Origin of the sequence: Nocardiopsis sp. NPDC050513, from assembly GCF_044457925.1 — a bacterium.
Classification (GTDB): Bacteria; Actinomycetota; Actinomycetes; order Streptosporangiales; family Streptosporangiaceae; genus Nocardiopsis.
Genome location: NZ_JBITHK010000001.1, coordinates 199,976 through 218,028, shown reverse-complemented (window position 1 = coordinate 218,028; position 18,053 = coordinate 199,976). Strand labels below are relative to the sequence as shown.

The window sequence follows — 18,053 nt, the reverse complement described above, 5'->3', positions numbered from 1 at the left end:
GGGGCACGGAGCTGTGCCAATGAGGCGTGCGACACGTGGACGGAGGGAGAGCGGATGCCCCCGACCCTGGGCGCCCTGCTGCGGACGCCGAGCCTGAGGCTGCGCCTGCTCACGGGCGAGGACCGGCTGGACCGGAAGGTCGCGTGGGTCGCGGTCAGCGAACTCACCGACCCCACCCCGTACCTGGCCGGCGGCGAACTCGTGCTGACCACCGGCGTCAGGTGGGCCGACAGCGCGCCGGACCACCGCGACTACGTCCGCCGACTGGCGGAGCGGCAGGTCGCGGGACTCGGCTTCGGGGTCGGCGTCGTGCTGGAGGAGACCCCTCCGGCGCTGCGCGGGGCCGCGGCCGAGTTCGGCGTCCCGCTCGTGGAGGTGGCGCGCGAGACGCCGTTCATCGCGGTGGGCAAGGAGGTCTCGCGGCTGCTGGCCAAGGAGGAGTACGAGGGCCTCACCCGGGCCTTCGCGGCGCAACGGGAACTGACGCGGGCGGCGCTCGCGGGGGCGCCCGAGATCATCGACCGGCTGGCCCGCGACCTCGACGCCTGGGTGCTCCTGCTCGGCGACGACGGCGCCGTCGCGCACGCGGCGCCCGCCGCGGCCGGGAGGCACGCGGCGGAGATCGCCGCGGAGCTGCCCCGGCTCCGCCAGGCGGGCGTGCGCGCCAGCGCGTCAGTGGAGACCGGGGGCGAGCGGGTGTCCGTGCAGCCGCTGGCCACGGGGCGGCGGGCGCGCGGGTACCTCGCCGTGGGGACCGCCGGGCCGTTGGGCTCGGACGAGCGCACGCTGGTCAACGCGGCGGTGTCGCTGCTCTCGCTCGAACTCGAACGCGGCCCCTCCGGCCAGGCGGGCGAGGGCGTGGTGGTCGCACTGCTGAGCGGGGCGCTCGACCCCCTGCACGAGGGCGCGGCGCCCCTGCGCGGGACGCTTCCCCGCGAGCCGGTCGTGGTCGGCGTCGGTACGGCGGTCGGGGCCGCCCACCCGCCCGAAGGGGTGCTCGTCGCCGAACACGACGGGCGGGCGCTGCTCCTGGCGGGTGCGGCGACCCCGGGCGCGGTGATCCGCGAGGTGCTGGACGGGCCGGTCGGGCTGAGCGAGCCCAGCGGGTACGCGGACCTGGAGACCGCCCTGGCCGAGGCCGAACGCGCCCGGGCCGCCGCGCCGGAGGGGGAGGGCGGCGTGGTCCGCGTCGGCGACCTGCCCGGGGGGCTCCTCGGTCTGGCGGAGACCCCGGTGGGCGCGCGCATGGCCGCGGACCTGCTCCGACCGCTCAGCGGCCAGCGCACCGGAGCCGAGTTGCTGGCGTCGTTGCGCGCGTACCTGGCCAGCGCGGGCCGGTGGGACGCCGCGGCCGAGGCGCTCGGCGTCCACCGCCACACCCTGCGGTACCGGATGACCCGGATCCGGGACCTGCTCCCCGGGGATCTCGACGACCCCGACTACCGGGCCGAGCTCTGGATCGCCCTGCGCGTGCGCGGCGTCGACTGACCCTCGCGCGGACCGTTCCCGCACGCGGGCGACCCCGTGTCCGGACCGTTCCGATCGTGGTCACCCAGAGTGAAATTCCGGGCGGTTTCCGTGGTTCCACCGGCTTGGGCCGGGCTGATCCACAAGAATGGCCTTGCTAGCGGGCGGTAATCACCCGATCACGGGGCGGCGGGCCGGGGGGCGACGTGAGGTCACTGCGCGACGACGAACAGCAGATCGGCGGGCCGATCGGCCCCGGGACGGTCGCGGGGGTACCGGGAACGCCCTCCACCGACACCCGGATCGGCAGGTCCGGGGTGGGGGCGGCATCGCTGCGGTGGAAGCCCTCGATCGACCGCGACGAGGTCCGTTCCGTCCTCGCCTACCTGCGCGCCTGCCTGAGCCGCGAGGGCGTGCACACCCACGTCGTGCGGGCCGAACACCTCGGCTCCGACATCTGCGCCTGCCTGCCGCCCGGCCCGGAACTCCTGTTCAGCGGCGCCCTGGACGCCGTCCCCCTGCACCCCGAGGGCACCCGCGTCCTGCGCCTGGCCCAGCTGCGCGGCCAGGCGCTGCGGTACGGGTACCCGCTGGTGGTCCTGGGCGAGGGCGCGGACCGCGTGGCGCTCCCGCTGCTCACCACGGACGTGCGCGCCGTGGACGACCTCGACGGGCTGCCGCGCGACCCCGGTCCCCGCGCCGAGAACGGGACCGCGGTCCGCGCGGTCGGCCCGCCCGACGTCAACGTCGCCCTGCTCGCCCGCCTCGGGATCGGCGACCCGGACGACCTGTTCGAACTCCGGGCCCGCCTGCGGGCCGGCGCGCCCGACACCGCGCACCGCCCGGCCGCCGTCGCCGACCTCACCGCCAAGGTGCGCACGCTCCTGGCCCGGTTGGAGGTCGAGCGGGTCGACGCCATCGACCCGCTGGGCACGCGAGGCTGCCCGACCGAGCTCGTGCCCGGCGCGCACAACACCGCCGTGCTCTTCCGCGCCGGACCCGGCGCCCAGTCCGAGGGCGACGACCACGGGCCCGGCTCGGTCGAGGGCGTGCTCGCCGACCTCGACTCCTCCGACCGGGACGGTCTGGACCCCGAGTCGGCCGTCGGCACCGCCCTGGAACCCCTCCTCGGCCGCGGCGCGCGGCCGGCCCAGCCGGAGACGGCCCGGCGGCCGGTCGGCGGTTCCGCCCGCCGGGCCGCCGCCCCGGCTCCGGAAGGCCGCGACGGCGGCGTCGCCGCGTCGGTCCCCGTCTCGGCCACGCCGCTCAACCAGTCCCAGTACGCGGTCCTGGACGCTGCCATGCGCGAACAGCTCACGGTGGCGGCGGCCCCGCCCGGCAGCGGCGTCCACGACCTGGTCGACGCGCTCGTGCGCACCGCCGTCAGCAACGGCCAGCGGGTCCTGGTCTGCGGGGGGACGGAGAACGACCTCGCCGAGATCACCCGGCGCGCCCGGATCGCGCCGGGGCACCCGGTCGTGCGCGTCGGCGGATCCGAACACCGCTCCGCCGAGATCCGCCAGCTCAACCGGCTGCTCCTCGACCACGCCGGGACCCCGCCCCCGGTCACCCCCGACCCCGCGGACGGCGAGGACGTCTCCCACCAGGCCGACCTCGCCGACGACTGGGCGCGCGTCCGCCAGGCGTGGCGGGCCATGGACTCCATGGCCTCGGGCGGGCACGCGCTCGCGCGGCTGGCGGAGGAACGCGGGCGCAGCATCGCGGGCGGCTGGGACCCCGACGCGCTGTTCACCCCCGAGCGGGGCGGCCCCGAGTACTGGCTGCACCGCGCCGAACGTGCCGGGGCGGGCGGGTTCGTCGGTCTCCAGCACCGCGCCGCCATCCGCCGTGAGCTGGGCGTGGGCACCGATCCCGACAGCCTCGCCCGGTTGTGCGCCGTCGCCCGGATGGAGAGCGAGTGGCGGGCGGCGGTCGACCGGCGGACGCGCTGCGCACCGCTCGGCGAGTTGACCGGGGGGCTGTCCGACGCCCTGACCGGCCACCGCCGGTCCAGCTCCGCCTGCCTGAGCGCGGCGACCGAGCCCCGGCTCCGTCGCGGCCGGGCGGCCATCGAGAACCGCCTGGAGACCCTCAACTGGCACCACGGCACCGGTTGGCCCGGGGTGTCCAACCTGCTGGACACCCTGCCCACCTGGATGTGCCGCACCGAGCAGGTCCGCGCCCTGCCGCCGCAGGCCGGACTGTACGACCTGGTCATCCTGGTGGGGGCCGAGCGGACCCGGGCCGCCGAGGCGCTGCCCGCCCTCTACCGCGCCAGCCGGGCGCTCGTGCTCGGCGACCCCGCCCACCCGGGGCCGCCGAGCGGGCTCGAACCCGCCGAGGAACGCCGGGCCCTGACCGCCGCGGGGTTGACCGCCGACCAGCTCGACGACCGGGGCCTGCGGCACGGATCGGGGTCGGCGCTGCGGGCCGCCTACAAGGCCGCGCCGCCCCTGCTGTGGCTGGACGAGCACGTCGGTGCGGCCCCGCCGCTCGCCGCGGCGGCCTCCCGGCACTGCTACGGGGGGCGCGTGGCCGTGCGCACGATCCCCGACCCCGCGGGCGGTCCCGCCTTCGAGTGGCACGACGTGCACGGCACGTGCGAGGCCGCGCCGGGCGCGTCCTACGTCAACCGCGACGAGGCCTACCGGGTGGCGGTCGTGGTGGACGAGCTCGACGCCACGCTGCCCGCCGACCACCTGATCGCCGTGGTGGCGCCGACACAGCCGCAGGTGGCGCTGATCCGCCGCCAGCTCCGCCACCGCGAACCGCGCCACGACGTGCGCGTCGGCGGTCCCGACCTGCTCGCCTGCGACCGGGACTCCGCCGACGTCACCGTGCTCTCGCCGATGCTCGCGGCCGGTGCGCCCGCCATCGCCGAGCGCCGGGTGCGGCGGATGGGGCACCTGTGGTCGTCGGTGCTCACCCGGACGCGGCGGCGGCTCGTGGCGGTGGGGGACCGGGGGTACTGGATCGGCGGCGACGGGCCGCTCGCCGACCTGGACACGTTGGTGTCGGGCACACACCTGGGAGCCGGGGCCGACCCGGCCAGGGACGCCCTGGTGGACGAGCTGCGCGGCGCGGGCACGTCGGTCGCACTGCTCCAGACCGTCCAGGGGTGGACGGTGGACCTGGTCGTCCGCTTCGCCGCCCGTCGGTTGATCATCCTGCTCGACCGGGAGCCGGACGGCCGCGCGCTGCGCCACCTCATCGTCCGCGGCGAGGCGCTCAACCGCGTCACCGGCGACCCGGTCGTGCTCGTGCCCGCCTGGCGCTGCCTGGCCGACCCCCGTGCACTGGTGGAGGAGATCCTCGCGGCGTACTGAACGCGGGGCGGGCCGGTCGCGCGCGCCGACGGGCCCTCCCGCCGTTCGGGGCGCACCCCCGCGTGCGGGGCCAGGGCGACCGCCCGGGGCCCGGTGGTCGCTGGGGCGCGTAGCCGTGCCGCCCGGGTCGCTCGGGTCGGGTTCCCCCGATGGCCGTGATGCATGGGTCGCGTGGGGCTCGGTGATCCCTGGGCTGTTCGGGTTCCGCCGTCTGTTCGGGGCGTCCGGCCTTCGGGGCAGGTCCGCCGGTCGGGGGTGCGGCGGCCCTGGGGCCGGCCTGCCGCGGTCGGCCCGGCGGCCACCGCGCGGCTCGGGGACGCCCGTCCTGGGCGCGGGCGGGCCGCACTACCCTGATCGGAGCATCGTGCCCGGCACGCGGCGGTCCGTCCGCCGTGCCGGGCGGGGAGGGAGACACGCGTGCCCGAGGGCCACACGCTGCACCGGTTGGCGGCGCACTTCGACACGACCTTCGGCGGCGGCGCCGTGCGCGCCTGCAGCCCCCAGGGCCGCTTCGCCGACGGCGCGGCGCGGGTCGACGGGCGCGTGCTCACCGAGAGCGAGGCGCACGGCAAGCAGCTGTTCCTCGGATTCGACTCGGGGGAGTGGCTGCGGGTGCACCTCGGCCTGTACGGCGCGTGGACCTTCGGCGACGCCGACGGCGAGCGCCACCTGGGCGCGCCCAGGACCGAGGGCGCGGGCCGACGCGAGCTGGAGCGGGACGCCGAGGGCTTCGTCCTGCCGCCCGCCCCCGTCGGCACCGTGCGGGCCCGGATGGTCAACTCCTCCGGCTGGGCGGACCTGCGCGGCCCCTCGGCCTGCGAGGTGATCACCGACGACGGCAAGCGCGCGGTCCAGGACAGGCTGGGCCCCGATCCGCTGCGCGCCGACGCCGACCCCGAACGCGCGTGGCACGCGGTCAGCCGCTCCCGGACGAGCGTCGCCGTGCTGCTCATGCGCCAGGACGTCATCGCGGGCATCGGCAACATCTACCGCGCGGAGTCCCTCTTCCGCGCCGGGATCGACCCGTGGACGCCGGGCCGCGACCTCGCCCGGGACCAGTGGACCGCTCTCTGGGACGACCTCTCGGCCCTGCTCCGCGACGGCGTGCGCGACGGGTACATCATCACCACGCGTCCCGAGCACCGGCCCGATCCCGACGCCCGCCCCGTGCCCCGCCCGGACACGCTCTACGTCTGCTACCGCACGGGGGAGCCCTGCCGCGTGTGCGGATCGCCCGTCGCCGCCGCGGACCTGGCCGGACGCACCCTGTACTGGTGCCCCGGTTGCCAGCGCTAGACACGGTGTGTCACGGAGACACCGCGTAAACTCGATACTGAACCGGTTCAGTACCCAGGGAGGATCGTTGGGGTCCCAGATGCGGCGGCCGACCATCATGGACATCGCCCGGGTGGCGGGGGTGTCCAAGGGGGCGGTGTCCTACGCGCTCAACGGCAAGCCGGGGGTGTCGGAGCAGACCCGCCAGCGCATCGTCGGCATCGCCCGCGACCTGGGGTGGGCCCCCAGCGGACCCGCGCGCGCCCTGTCGTCCGGCGGCCGGGTGGGCGTGATCGGCCTGGTGGTGGACCGGCCCGCGCACACCCTGGGGGTCGAACCCTTCCTCATGCGGCTGGTGTCGGGCATCGAGGCGGAGCTGGCCGAGTCCGGGACGCACCTGCTGTTCCAGGTGGTCGAGGGGCCGGGCGCCGAGCTCGCCACGTACCGGCGCTGGGCGGCCGAGCAGCGGGTGGACGGCGTCGTGCTGGTCGACCCGCGGGTCGACGACCCCCGGCCGGACGTCGTGGACGGCCTCGCCCTGCCCGCCGTCGTCGTGGGCTCCCGGGAGAGCGCCGGTCCGCTGCCCGGCCTGCACACGGACGACGGCGCCCCCATGCGCGAGGTGGTGCGGTACCTGGCCGCGCTCGGGCACCGCAGGATCACGCGCGTGGCCGGACCGGAGTCCTACGTCCACACGCGGGAGCGCTCCCACGCGTTCCGTGAGGCGGCGGGGGAGGCCGGGATCGGCGAGGCGCGCACGGTCTGCGCCGACCACACGGGGGAGGCGGCCACGCGCGTGACGCGCACGCTGCTCGCCCAGCGCGACCGGCCCACGGCGTTGGTCTTCGACAGCGACCTCATGGCGGTGGCCGGCCTCGGCGTGGCTCGGGAGATGGGCGTGGACGTGCCCTCCCGGCTGTCCGTCGTGGCCTGGGACGACTCCGTCCTGTGCGGTCTGGTCCGCCCCTCGCTCACCGCCGTCGCCCGCGACGTGGCGGCCTGCGGGAACGAGGCCGCGCGCATGCTGCTCGCACTGATCGAGGGTGAACCGGTCGAGAGCCGGCCGGCCCCGCGCGCGGAGCTGCACCCGCGCGCGAGCACGGGCCCGCTCGTCTCCTGACGCGCGGCCGCGCCGATCCGGATCCGCAGGTCCGCGCTGTTACAAGCGGATAACGCCCATGCTGCTGGGGATTGACGACGCCGTCGGGCGCGTGTTGTTGTTGACGTCACTTACCCGGTTCAGCAACGGCCTTCCGCGCCCCTGATTGGGAGCGCTCCCACCCTGCCGCTTGCCGGAAGGGCCCACCCCCATCCGAGGGCCGGCCGGGGACGAAGGAGGAGTCGAGATGAGAGCTCTGCGGCTTCCGGCCGCCCTCGCGGCCCTGGTCCTGGCGGCCACGGCCTGCGCCGACGGCGGAGAGGGCGGCTCCGGGGCCTACCCCCGCAACGAGACCCTGTACACGTCCGGGACCGCCTGGGGGCCTCCGGTCAGTTGGAACCCCTTCATGCGGGGCCAGTACGCGGTCGGCACGATCGGCCTCGTCTACGAGCCGCTCTTCCTCTTCGACCCGTCGGAGAACGAGTACGTGCCCTGGCTCGCCGAGAGCGACGAGTGGACCGCCGAGGACGTGCACGTGATCACCCTCCGCGAGGGGATCCAGTGGACCGACGGAGAGGTCCTGGACGCGCAGGACGTCGTCACCACCCTCGAACTCGGCCAGATGGACGCCTCCCCCTACAGCAACGTGTGGGACTACGTGGAGAGCGTCGAGGCGACCGACGACCGGACCGTGACCGTCACGTTCTCGGAGCCGCGCCCGCAGGAGTGGATGAACTGGGCCTACACGAACCCGATCGTCCCCGACCACCTCTGGGCCGACAGCACCGAGGACGAGATCGTCGACAACCCCAACGAGGACCCGGTCGGCACCGGCCCCTACGTCTACGGCGACCACGCGGACGACCGCATGATCTGGGAGCGCAACGACGACTGGTGGGCGGTCGAGCAGCTCGACATCGACATGGACGCCCGGTACATCGTCGACATCGTCAACGCCTCCAACGAGGTGACGATGAACATGCTCGCCCAGGACGAGCTGGACCTGTCGAACAACTTCCTGCCCGGCATCGACCAGCAGCTCGAGAGCGACGAGACCCTCACGAGCTTCTACGACGGCCCGCCGTACATGCAGAGCGCCAACACCGCCTGGCTGGTCCTCAACCACGACCGCGCGCCGATGAACGACACCGCCTTCCGCCAGGCGCTGGCGCGGGCCGTCGACATGGACCAGATCATCGCGGGCCCCTACTCCAACCTGGTGGAGGCGGCCAACCCCACCGGCCTGCTCCCGAGCTGGGACCAGTACGTCGACCACGAACTCGTCGACGAGTCCGGGATCGGCTACGACCCCGACGAGGCGGTCGGGCTCCTGGAGGAGGCCGGCTACCTTGACGAGGACGGCGACGGCTTCGTCGAGACGCCCGACGGCGACCCGATCGAGCTGACCCTCATGGTCCCCTCCGGCTGGACCGACTGGATGGAGGCCGCCCGCCTCATCGCGGAGAACGCGCAGGCGATCGGAATCAACGTCGAGGCGCAGTTCCCCGAGTTCGACCTGCTCGTGGACGACCGCAACGCGGGCGAGTTCGACATGCTCATCAACAACGAGCGCCAGCAGAGCAACTCGCCCTGGACGTACTACGACTACCTCTTCCAGCTGCCGGTCCAGGAGCAGCAGACCACCGTCAACTTCGGCCGGTACGAGAACGAGGAGGTCTGGGGACTGGTCGAGGAGTTCGCGGCCGTTCCCACCGACGACGTGGAGGCCGCCGCCGAGATCAGCGCGCGGATCCAGGAGATCCAGCTGGCCGAGATGCCCGCGATCCCCCTCTGGTACAACGGCCTCTGGTCGCAGACGAGCAACGTGTACTGGACCAACTGGCCCAGCGAGCACGAGGACACCCCCGACTCCGCCGCCACCCTGTGGAACGGGTGGCTGGAGCTCGGCGGAGTGCTCACACTCGCCGAGATCGAGCCGGTCGGATAGGCGGTCCGGGGCCGGGGGCACACGCCGCCCGGCCCCCGGACCTCCGTCCACCGCCAACCCCGGAGGTCAAGCGCGTGTCGCGCTACATCGGCCGCAAGCTCGTCATCTACCTGCTGACGTTCGTCATCGCGGTCACCGTCAACTGGATGATCCCCCGCTTCATGCCGGGGGATCCCGTCCGCAGCATGCTCTCCCGCGCCTCGGTCAGCGACCCCGCCGCCCTGGAGCGCATGAACGCCTACTACAACGAGGTCTTCGGCCTCGACACCCCGCTCCACCAGCAGTACCTGAGCTTCTGGAGCGGACTCCTCAGGGGCGACCTGGGGGTCAGCATCATGCTGTACCCCGAGCCCGTCACCGACGTCATCCTCCGCGCCGCTCCCTTCACCCTGGCGCTGCTGATCCCGGCCATCCTGCTGAGCTGGATCGCGGGCAACCGCCTCGGCGCCGTCGCCGCGCGCGGCAAGGTCCTCGACAACACCATCCTCCCGGTGGGCTACGTCCTCACCGCGACGCCGTACATGTGGCTGGCGCTGCTGCTGGCCTGGTCACTGGGGGTCGTGGCCGGGGCCTTCCCGGTCGCGGGCGGCTACAGCTACGCCCTGCGCCCCGAGCTCTCGTGGGCGTTCACGTCGAGCCTGGTCAGCCACTGGTTCCTGCCGTTCCTGTCCCTGTTCGTCGTGGCGCTCGGAGGGTGGGCGATCGGCATGCGCAACATGATCATCTACGAGCTGGAGGCGGACTACGCCAACTACCTCCAGGCCCTGGGCGCCCCGCGGCGCCTCATCCGGCGCTACGCGTTCCGCAACGCGATGCTCCCGCAGATCACCGGACTGGCGGTCCAGCTCGGCACCGTCATCGCCGGGGCGCTGCTCACCGAGATCGTGTTCAACTACCCCGGCCTCGGCACCCTCATCCTGGACGCCCTCACCAACCGCGACTTCTTCCTCCTCCAGGGGATCTTCCTGTTCGTGGTGGTCGGGGTGCTGATCGCCAACTTCATCATCGACATCGTCTACGTCCTGGTCGACCCCAGGACCCGGACGCAGATGACGGGAGGTGCGGCGTGAGCGACGTCGCCGGAACCCCGGGCACCGCCGCCGGAGGCCCCGCCGCCGAGCGGCGGTTCTCCGAGACACTGCACTTCGCCCGGCGCAACCCCAAACTGCTCATCGGACTGGGCGTCGTGCTCGCGTTCCTCGTCACGGGGCTGGTCGGCCCGGTGTTCGTCGACCACGACCCCAACGAGTACGTGGGCCCCCAGAGCCAGCCGCCGAGCGGCGAGTACTGGCTGGGCACCACGACCTTCGGGCAGGACGTGTGGGCCCAGTTCGTCCACGGCCTGCGCTCGACCTTCCTCATCGGAGCCTTCGGCGGCGGGGTCGCGTTCGCGGTCGGCACCGCGGTCGGCTTCCTCGCCGGATACAAGGGCGGCTGGGTCGACGAGGTCCTCAACATGATCACGAACGTCGTGCTGGTGCTCCCGACGCTCGTCGTGCTCATCGTGGCCGTCGCCTACCTCGACGCGCGCGGCGTGCTCGTCCAGGGCGTGTTCATCGGCCTCACCTCCTGGCCCTGGGCGGCGCGCGCGGTACGGTCCCAGACCCTTTCCCTCGCCACCCGCGACTTCGTGGACCTGGCGCGGCTCAGCGGTCGGCGCACCTGGCGGATCATCACCGCCGAGGTGGCGCCCAACATGAGCTCCTACCTGGTGATGACGTTCATCCTGCTCTTCGGGGGCGCGATCCTCATCGCCGCCGGTCTGGACTTCATCGGACTCGGCCCGACGAACGGCGTCTCCCTGGGCCTGATGCTGGAGAACGCGGTCGCCTGGAGCGCCCTCCAGCTCGGTCTGTGGTGGTGGTTCGTCCCGCCGGGGCTCGGCATCACCGTGATCGTCGGCTCGCTGTACATCCTCAACGTCGGGTTGGACGAGGTGTTCAACCCCAAGCTGCGGGAGCTGTGATGACGCTGCGCGTGAAGGACCTCAAGGTCTACTACCGGACCCTGCGCGGGGACGTCCACGCCCTCGACGGTGTCACCTTCGACCTCGCCGACGGCGAGATCATGGGCCTGGCCGGGGAGTCCGGCTGCGGCAAGAGCACGTTGGGCAAGAGCCTGATCCGGTTGGACTCGCGGATGCGGCACGTCGGCGGCACGGTCGAGCTGGACGGGAAGGACGTGCCGATCGCCGACGACGAGGCGATGGTCCCGCTCCGGTACCACGAGATCTCCCTCATCCCGCAGTACGCGATGAGCGCGCTCAACCCCACGCGCAGGATCGGGCGGATGATCAACGAACTGCTGCGCTCCCGCGGCGTCCGCCCCGGCGACGTGGCCGACGAGCTGCGCCGCCGCCTGGAACTGGTCGGTCTCGACCCCGAGGTGCTCGACCGCTTCCCCATCGAGCTGTCCGGCGGCATGAAGCAGCGCGTGGTGATGGTCGTCTCGACCCTGCTCGACCCCTCGCTGCTCATCGCCGACGAGGTCACCTCGGCCCTGGACGTGTCCACCCAGCGCTCGGTGGCCGAATCGCTCGTGGAGTTCCGCGACCGGGGGTACGTGCGCAGCATGGTGTTCGTGACCCACGACATCTCGCTCGTGTACCAGATGGCGGACACGATCATGGTGATGTACGCGGGGCGGGTGGCCGAGAAGGCGCCCGCCGGGGCCGTGATCGGGGACCCGCGCCATCCCTACACGCGCATGCTCGTCTCGGCGCTGCCCGAGGTGGGGAGCACGGTCGACGGAGGACGGCTGGAGGGCATCCCCGGCACCCCGCCCGGCCTCCTCGACCCGCCGACGGGCTGCCGTTTCAGGGACCGCTGCCCCCTGGCCTTCGACAGGTGCGCCGAGCAGCCGCCGCTGGTGGAGATCGAACCCGGCCACTGGGCCGCGTGCTGGAAGACGGGTGAATGACGGTGAGCGAGCCCCTCCTCGAACTCGAACACGTGCACAAGGTGTACCGGACCGGAGCCTTCGGCGGCGGACGCACGCGGGCGGTCCGCGACGTCAGCCTGACCGTGCGGGCGGGCGAGGTCGTGTCGCTGATCGGCGAGAGCGGCAGCGGCAAGAGCACCCTCGGCAAGATGGTGCTCGGCCTGTCGCGGCCGACCGAGGGCCGGATCCTGGTCGAGGGCACCGACATCGCCACCATCCGCCGGTTCGCCGCGCGCAAGGAGTACTACCGCCGGGTCCAGGGCGTCTTCCAGGACCCGTTCAGCTGCTTCAACCCCATCTTCAAGGCCGACCGGGTCTTCGGGATGGTGCGCGGCTCCTACTTCCCCGAGGTCTCGGACGCGGACTGGCGGGACCGGGTGCTGTCGGCGCTCGGCACCGTGCGGCTGGACCCGGGCAACGTGTTGGACAAGTACCCGCACCAGCTCAGCGGCGGGCAGCTGCAGCGGATGCTCATCGCCCGCGCCCTGCTGCTGGACATCCGGCTCCTGGTGGCCGACGAGATCATCAGCATGCTGGACGCCTCCACCCGGATCGACGTGCTCAACCTGCTCGCCGACCTGAAGGAACGCGGCCTGGGCATCCTGTTCGTCACCCACGACCTGTCCCTGGGCAACTACGTCAGCGACACCTCGGTCATCCTGCGCAGGGGCGCGATCGCCGAGATGGGCCCGACCGCGCGCGTCTTCGACAACCCGCTGCACCCCTACAGCCGCCACCTGCTCTCCTGTGTGCCCCAACTGCACCGCACCTGGGCGGAGGTCGACGCCGACCTGGCGGCCCACCCCCCGGAGGACGTCACCCTGCCCACGGTGGCCGACGGAGACGCCTCGGCGCCGCTCCTGGAGGCGGAGGAGGGGCACTTCGTCGGGATCGACCAGAGGTGAGGGGCGCCCCGCCGCGCCCACACGCCCGCGTGGACCCGGCCGGGGGCCGGGCCCCCGCATGACCCGTCCCACCACCGGAAACGGAGCCTCCATGACCGCCTCGTTCGACCTGCGCGACGGATGGGCCCTGGCCGCCGTCGGCGCCGACCCCGGCTCCCCCGCCGCCGGGCTCGGCACGCTGCCCGCGACCGTGCCGGGGTGCGTGCACACCGACCTCCTCGCCGCGGGGGAGATCGACGACCCCCACGCCGACGACAACGAGACCCGGCTCGGCTGGATCGGCCGGACGGACTGGGTGTACACGCGCTCCCTGGCCCGGGAGGCCGGGCTGCTCGCCCGCCGCGGGGAGGTCTCCGGCCGGGGGGAGGAGCGCGTGGACCTGGTGTGCGAGGGCCTGGACACGGTCGCGACCGTGCGGGTGGCCGGGCGCGACGTGGGGCGGGCCGAGAACGCGCACCGCGTCCACCGGTTCGACGTCACCGAGGCGTTCGCCGCCGGGGGAGGCGCCCCGGAACTGGCCGTGGAGTTCACCGCCCCGTACCGCTACGCCGAGGCCCACCGGGAGCGGATGGGGCCGCTCCCGGCCGCCTACGACGAGCCGTACCAGTTCATCCGGAAGACCGCCTGCGACTTCGGGTGGGACTGGGGGCCGACCCTGGTCGGCGCCGGGATCTGGCGGCCGATCCGGTTGGAGTGCTGGTCGACCGCGCGACTGGCCGCCGTCCGACCGCTGGTGAGCGTCGAGGGACTGGGCGGCGGGAGGGTCACGGGGCGCGTCCGGGCGCACGTCGACCTGGAGCGGGCCGCCTCCGGTCGGGAGGCCGAGCTCACCGTCACGGCCCGTCTGTCCGGCGTCGCCGCCGCGGTGACCGCGGGCCCGGGCCGGGACAGCGCGGTGGTGGAGCTGGAGGTGGCCGACCCCGAACTCTGGTGGCCGCGCGGCCACGGCGGCCAGCCGCGCCACGAGCTGGTCGTGGAGCTGCGGGCGGGAGAGCGGGTGTGCGGCACGTGGCGCGGCCGGATCGGCTTCCGCGAGATCGCGGTGCTCCAGGAACCCGACGAGCACGGCACCGGGTTCGCGCTCGCCGTGAACGGGCGGCGGATCCTGGTCAGGGGCGCCAACTGGATCCCGGACGACACCTTCCCCGCCCGCGTCGACCGCGCGCGCCGCCGGGAGCGGATCGGGCAGGCGTGCGCGGCGGGCGTCAACCTGCTGCGCGTGTGGGGCGGCGGCACCTACGAGTCGGAGGACTTCTACGAGGTGTGCTCCGATCTGGGGGTCCTGGTGTGGCAGGACTTCCCCTTCGCCTGTGCCGCCTACCCCGAGGACGAGCCGATCGCCTCCGAGGTGGCCGCCGAGGCGCGCGACGCGGTCGTCCGGCTGTCTCCGCACGCCGCTCTCGCGCTGTGGTGCGGCAACAACGAGAACCTGTGGGGCCACGAGGACTGGGGGTGGAAACCCGCCCTGGACGGTCGCCCGTGGGGCGCCGGGTACTACCTCGACCTGTTGCCGCGCGTGGTGGCCGAGCTCGACCCGACCCGGCCCTACCTCCCGGGCAGTCCGTTCTCGCCGGGGGAGGGCACCCACCCCAACGACCCCGCCCACGGCACCACGCACGTGTGGGACGTCTGGAACCGGCTCGACCACACCCGGTACCGGGACCACCGGCCGCGCTTCGCCGCCGAGTTCGGCTACCAGGCGCCGCCCGGCCACGCCACCCTGCGCGCGGCCGTCTCCGACGACCCGATGACCCCCTCCTCCCCGGGCGTGGCCCACCACCAGAAGGCCGAGGACGGCGACGCCAAGCTCGCGCGCGGACTCATGGAGCACTTCGGGGTCCGCGACCCGGGCTACGACGACTGGCACTACCTCACCCGCGTGCTCCAGGCACGGGCGCTCGACGTGGGGATCGGCCACTTCCGCTCCCTGTGGCCGTACTGCACGGGGACGGTGGTGTGGCAGCTCAACGACTGCTGGCCGGTGACGTCGTGGGCGCTGGTCGACGGCGCGGGACGGCGCAAGCCCGCGTGGTACGCCGTGCGCGCGGCCTACGCCGACCGGGTGGCCACCGTGCAGCCGTCCGGGGGAGGGCTGTGCGTCGTGCTGGGCAACGACACCGACGAGGAGTGGCCGGTGGAGCTGACCGTGGCGCGGCGCGACGTCGCTGTGGAGGGCGGGCTCCTGGCCTCGTCCGCCCACGCCGTGCGGGTGGGTCCGCGCGCGGCGCTGCGGGTGCCCGTTCCCGACGGGGTGGCCGTGCCGGGACGGCCCGGACGGGAGGTGCTGACCGTCGACGGAGCCGGGGAGCGGGCGTGGTGGTTCTTCGCCAGGGACCGGGATCTCGACCACCGAAAACCGGAATTCGACGCGCAAACACGCGTGCGCGGGAGGGATTTGCTGGTGCGGATCCGTGCTCGCTCGCTGCTGCGGGATCTGGTCGTCGAGATCGACCGCCTCGACCCGGCGGCCACCGTGGACACCGCCCTGGTGACGCTGCTGCCGGGGGAGGAGCACACGTTCGTGATCACGGACGGTGCCCGTCTGGACCCCTCCGCCGTGCTGGCCAGACCCGTCCTGAGGTGCGTCAACGACGTTCTGGCGACATCGAGGTGAGCAGACAGTGACGCTCCGGTGACCTGGGGGGAGTCCGTGCGCGCTGTCCCGGGTACGCCGGGTATTCCCCGGGCGTCCGTGCGGGTTGCCACACCGAAATCCGCCGCCGACGCGCCCGGCTGTGATACGTTCGATGGTGATTGTTAGTCGTTGAATTTCGCAGTTGGTGTATGCCCGCGGAGTTTGTGACCGGCGGGCGGTTTCGATCGGCTCGCGGCAATTGCTCGGACGCGTGTGTAAGCGTCCGTGCACACCGAGCTGAAGGAGAGAACATGGCTCAGGGCACTACTGTTCAGGGTACTGTGAAGTGGTTCAACGGCGAGAAGGGCTTCGGCTTCATCTCCCCCGACGACGGTGGGCCCGACGCTTTCGTCCACTACAGCGCGATCCAGGGTTCGGGCTTCCGTAACCTCGAGGAGAACCAGCGCGTGGAGTTCGAGATCGTCGCCGGCACCCGCGGCCCGCAGGCCGAGAACGTCGTCGCCATCTAGGTAGGGCCACGCACGTCACGGTACGCCCCCGGAAGGTCCGCCTTCCGGGGGCGTTCGCGTGTGCGGCGCCGCTCCGGCCGGGCGGGGCCGCGGAGCACGCCCCGGACACAGCGGTGTCCCGGCGCCGGGGTCAGGAGCCCGGCGCCGGGACGCGGTGGACCGGCCGCCCCTCCAGGGAGTGCGGGGCGGCCGGAGTCGGGGTCAGCCCTGGAGCAGGGCCTCGGTGCGCTGACGCACCTCGGGGGTGTCCAGCCCGCGCACGGTGACCGTGGTGCGGCGGCGCAGGACGTCGTCCGCGGTGACCGCCCACTCGTGGTCGCGGGCGAAGACCACCTGGGCCCAGATGTCCGGGCCGTCGGGGTGGATGCGCTCGCCCAGCCCGGGCTCGTCGCGCACCAGGGCCGCGATGTCCATCGCCAGGCTGCCGTAGTGCGACGCGAGGTGCCGCGCGACCAGCGGGTCCAGGCGGGCGCCCGGATCGCGGTCGATGATGATCCGGTGGGTGACCGCCTCGGGGCTGGCCAGGCCGGGCAGCGGCACCGTCTTGAGCGGGTCGGACATGTCCTCGGCCAGCGGCACGGCCGAGACCTTGCGCAGCTCCTCCAGGATGGTGCGGCCGATGTGCCGGTAGGTGGTCCACTTGCCGCCCGCGACCGACAGCATGCCGCCCCGGCCCTGGGTGACCACGGTCTCGCGCTTGGCGGAGCTGGTGCCGCCGGGCCCGCCGGGAAGGACGCGCAGCCCGGCGAAGGAGTAGGTGATGTTGTCGGGGTTGAGGTAGGGGGCGTCGATGCCGAGCGCCGCCTCGCCGAGGATCTGGTCGACGTCGCCCGGGACCACACCGACCTCGGCGGGGTCGCCGGTGTACTCCTCGTCCGTCGTGCCCAGCAGGAGACGGCCCTCCCACGGGATGGCGAAGGAGACGCGGTACTTGTCGACGGGGATGGTCAGCGCGGCGCGCCACGGCTCCGGGGTCTTGAGCACCAGGTGGGCGCCCTTGGACAGGCGCACGCTCGGCGCGACGCCCGGCTGCTCCATGTCGCGCAGGCGGTCGACCCACGGGCCGGTGGCGTTGAGCACCAGGCGCGCGTCGATCCCGAACTCCCGCCCGTCGACCCGGTCGCGCAGGTCGGCGCCGGTGACCCGGCCCCGGGTGGTGCGCAGGCCCACGACCTCGGCGTGGTTGAGCACGACCGCGCCCGCGTCGACGGCGGCGCGGACGGTCATGACGGCCATCCGGCTGTCGTTCATCTGGTGGTCGCTGTAGGCGGCGACCGACCGGAGCCCGTCGGTGCGCAGCCCGGGAGCCAGCCGCTTGGCCTGGTTGGGGGAGAGCAGACGGCCCATGCCGTCGCCGAAGGCCGACAGAGCCGAGTACAGGAACACGCCCGCGCCCATCTTCGCGGCGCCGTGGGGGCCGCCGGAGTAGATGGGGACGAGGAACGGCATGTGGTTGACCAGGTGGGGGGCCACGTCCGAGGCGAGGGAGCGGCGCTCCTTGTGGTTCTCGGCGACCAGGCGCACGTTGCCGGTCTGGAGGTAGCGCAGGCCGCCGTGCACGAGCTTGGAGGAGGCGCTGGAGGTGGCCCCGGCGAAGTCCCCGGAGTCGACCATCGCGACGCGCAGACCGGCCTGGGTGGCGGTCCAGGCGGCGGATGTGCCCAGGATGCCGCCGCCGATCACGAGGAGGTCGAACGTGCCCCTGGCGAGTTCCTCACGCGTGTGGGCGCGGGAGGAGGCGATGTCGTGTTGGTGGGTTCTGGCGGTCATGGCTGGTGCTCCGTCCGTTCGGGAGGGATGGCGGGTGCCGTGCCTGTACCTGAACGGGCTCTGACGTTTCAGGCAGGTGTCATCTGCATAATACGACAATGCCGCACGATGTTGAAGATAGTCCTCCCCTCTACCTGCGAGTAGGCGCGAGGGCGGGGGTATGGCCGCGATTTCGCGGGGATTTCGTCGCTCAGGGTGGCGAATCATGCGCATGAAGC

The 18,053-nt window shown here is 73.5% G+C and carries 12 protein-coding genes; 11 read left to right on the top strand and 1 reads right to left on the bottom strand.

Annotation, left to right across the window (positions count from 1 at the left end; genetic code table 11):
• Nucleotides 1-54 precede the first annotated feature (54 nt).
• From ACIBFB_RS00900 to ACIBFB_RS00850, 11 genes are all read left to right on the top strand, one after another.
• Nucleotides 55-1,488 carry a PucR family transcriptional regulator gene (locus ACIBFB_RS00900; RefSeq protein ID WP_397224744.1) on the top strand — a complete coding sequence of 478 codons (1,434 nt, stop codon included), beginning with the start codon at nt 55-57 and terminating at the stop codon, nt 1,486-1,488.
• Nucleotides 1,489-1,673: 185 nt separating this feature from the next.
• Entirely contained in the window at nt 1,674-4,793 is a 3,120-nt protein-coding gene (locus tag ACIBFB_RS00895; protein ID WP_397224743.1) for a DNA helicase, read from the top strand.
• A 417-nt stretch (nt 4,794-5,210) separates the two neighbouring features.
• Entirely contained in the window at nt 5,211-6,089 is an 879-nt protein-coding gene (locus tag ACIBFB_RS00890; RefSeq protein WP_397224741.1) for an Fpg/Nei family DNA glycosylase, read from the top strand.
• 79 nt (nt 6,090-6,168) lie between these two features.
• Entirely contained in the window at nt 6,169-7,188 is a 1,020-nt protein-coding gene (locus ACIBFB_RS00885; protein ID WP_397225407.1) for a LacI family DNA-binding transcriptional regulator, read from the top strand.
• 226 nt (nt 7,189-7,414) lie between these two features.
• Nucleotides 7,415-9,115, top strand: coding sequence for an ABC transporter substrate-binding protein (locus tag ACIBFB_RS00880; protein WP_397224739.1), 1,701 nt, complete (start codon nt 7,415-7,417; stop codon nt 9,113-9,115).
• Nucleotides 9,116-9,189: 74 nt separating this feature from the next.
• Nucleotides 9,190-10,185: an ABC transporter permease gene (locus ACIBFB_RS00875; protein WP_397224737.1), complete on the top strand. Its 996-nt coding sequence runs from the start codon at nt 9,190-9,192 to the stop codon at nt 10,183-10,185.
• On the top strand, nt 10,182-11,081 hold the full coding sequence (locus ACIBFB_RS00870; protein ID WP_397224735.1) for an ABC transporter permease: 900 nt from the start codon (nt 10,182-10,184) through the stop codon (nt 11,079-11,081). Before ACIBFB_RS00875 ends, ACIBFB_RS00870 begins: the two co-directional genes overlap by 4 nt.
• On the top strand, nt 11,081-12,034 hold the full coding sequence (locus ACIBFB_RS00865) for an ABC transporter ATP-binding protein (protein ID WP_397224733.1): 954 nt from the start codon (nt 11,081-11,083) through the stop codon (nt 12,032-12,034). The genes ACIBFB_RS00870 and ACIBFB_RS00865 overlap by 1 nt, the downstream gene beginning before the upstream one ends.
• Nucleotides 12,031-12,960 (top strand): ABC transporter ATP-binding protein, encoded by a 930-nt coding sequence (locus ACIBFB_RS00860; RefSeq protein WP_397224731.1) that lies wholly within the window; start codon nt 12,031-12,033, stop codon nt 12,958-12,960. The genes ACIBFB_RS00865 and ACIBFB_RS00860 overlap by 4 nt, the downstream gene beginning before the upstream one ends.
• A gap of 91 nt (nt 12,961-13,051) precedes the next feature.
• The gene (locus ACIBFB_RS00855) at nt 13,052-15,574 is read left to right on the top strand and encodes a glycoside hydrolase family 2 protein (protein ID WP_397224729.1); all 2,523 of its coding nucleotides are present in this window, start codon (nt 13,052-13,054) and stop codon (nt 15,572-15,574) included.
• 272 nt (nt 15,575-15,846) lie between these two features.
• Nucleotides 15,847-16,065, top strand: coding sequence for a cold-shock protein (locus tag ACIBFB_RS00850; protein WP_358569782.1), 219 nt, complete (start codon nt 15,847-15,849; stop codon nt 16,063-16,065).
• A gap of 201 nt (nt 16,066-16,266) precedes the next feature.
• Here the strand turns inward: ACIBFB_RS00850 and ACIBFB_RS00845 are convergent, their stop codons facing one another.
• On the bottom strand, nt 16,267-17,835 hold the full coding sequence (locus ACIBFB_RS00845) for an FAD-dependent oxidoreductase (RefSeq protein WP_397224726.1): 1,569 nt from the start codon (nt 17,833-17,835) through the stop codon (nt 16,267-16,269).
• Nucleotides 17,836-18,053: the final 218 nt, after the last annotated feature.

What these genes read in the sequence shown, in the direction of transcription:
- ACIBFB_RS00850 (WP_358569782.1), top strand. Translation starts at nt 15,847, where the DNA reads ATGGCTCAGGGCACTACTGTTCAGGGTACTGTGAAGTGGTTCAACGGC.
- ACIBFB_RS00880 (WP_397224739.1), top strand. Translation starts at nt 7,415, where the DNA reads ATGAGAGCTCTGCGGCTTCCGGCCGCCCTCGCGGCCCTGGTCCTGGCG.
- ACIBFB_RS00855 (WP_397224729.1), top strand. Translation starts at nt 13,052, where the DNA reads ATGACCGCCTCGTTCGACCTGCGCGACGGATGGGCCCTGGCCGCCGTC.
- ACIBFB_RS00860 (WP_397224731.1), top strand. Translation starts at nt 12,031, where the DNA reads ATGACGGTGAGCGAGCCCCTCCTCGAACTCGAACACGTGCACAAGGTG.
- ACIBFB_RS00885 (WP_397225407.1), top strand. Translation starts at nt 6,169, where the DNA reads ATGCGGCGGCCGACCATCATGGACATCGCCCGGGTGGCGGGGGTGTCC.
- ACIBFB_RS00845 (WP_397224726.1), bottom strand. Translation starts at nt 17,835, where the DNA reads ATGACCGCCAGAACCCACCAACACGACATCGCCTCCTCCCGCGCCCAC.
- ACIBFB_RS00900 (WP_397224744.1), top strand. Translation starts at nt 55, where the DNA reads ATGCCCCCGACCCTGGGCGCCCTGCTGCGGACGCCGAGCCTGAGGCTG.
- ACIBFB_RS00865 (WP_397224733.1), top strand. Translation starts at nt 11,081, where the DNA reads ATGACGCTGCGCGTGAAGGACCTCAAGGTCTACTACCGGACCCTGCGC.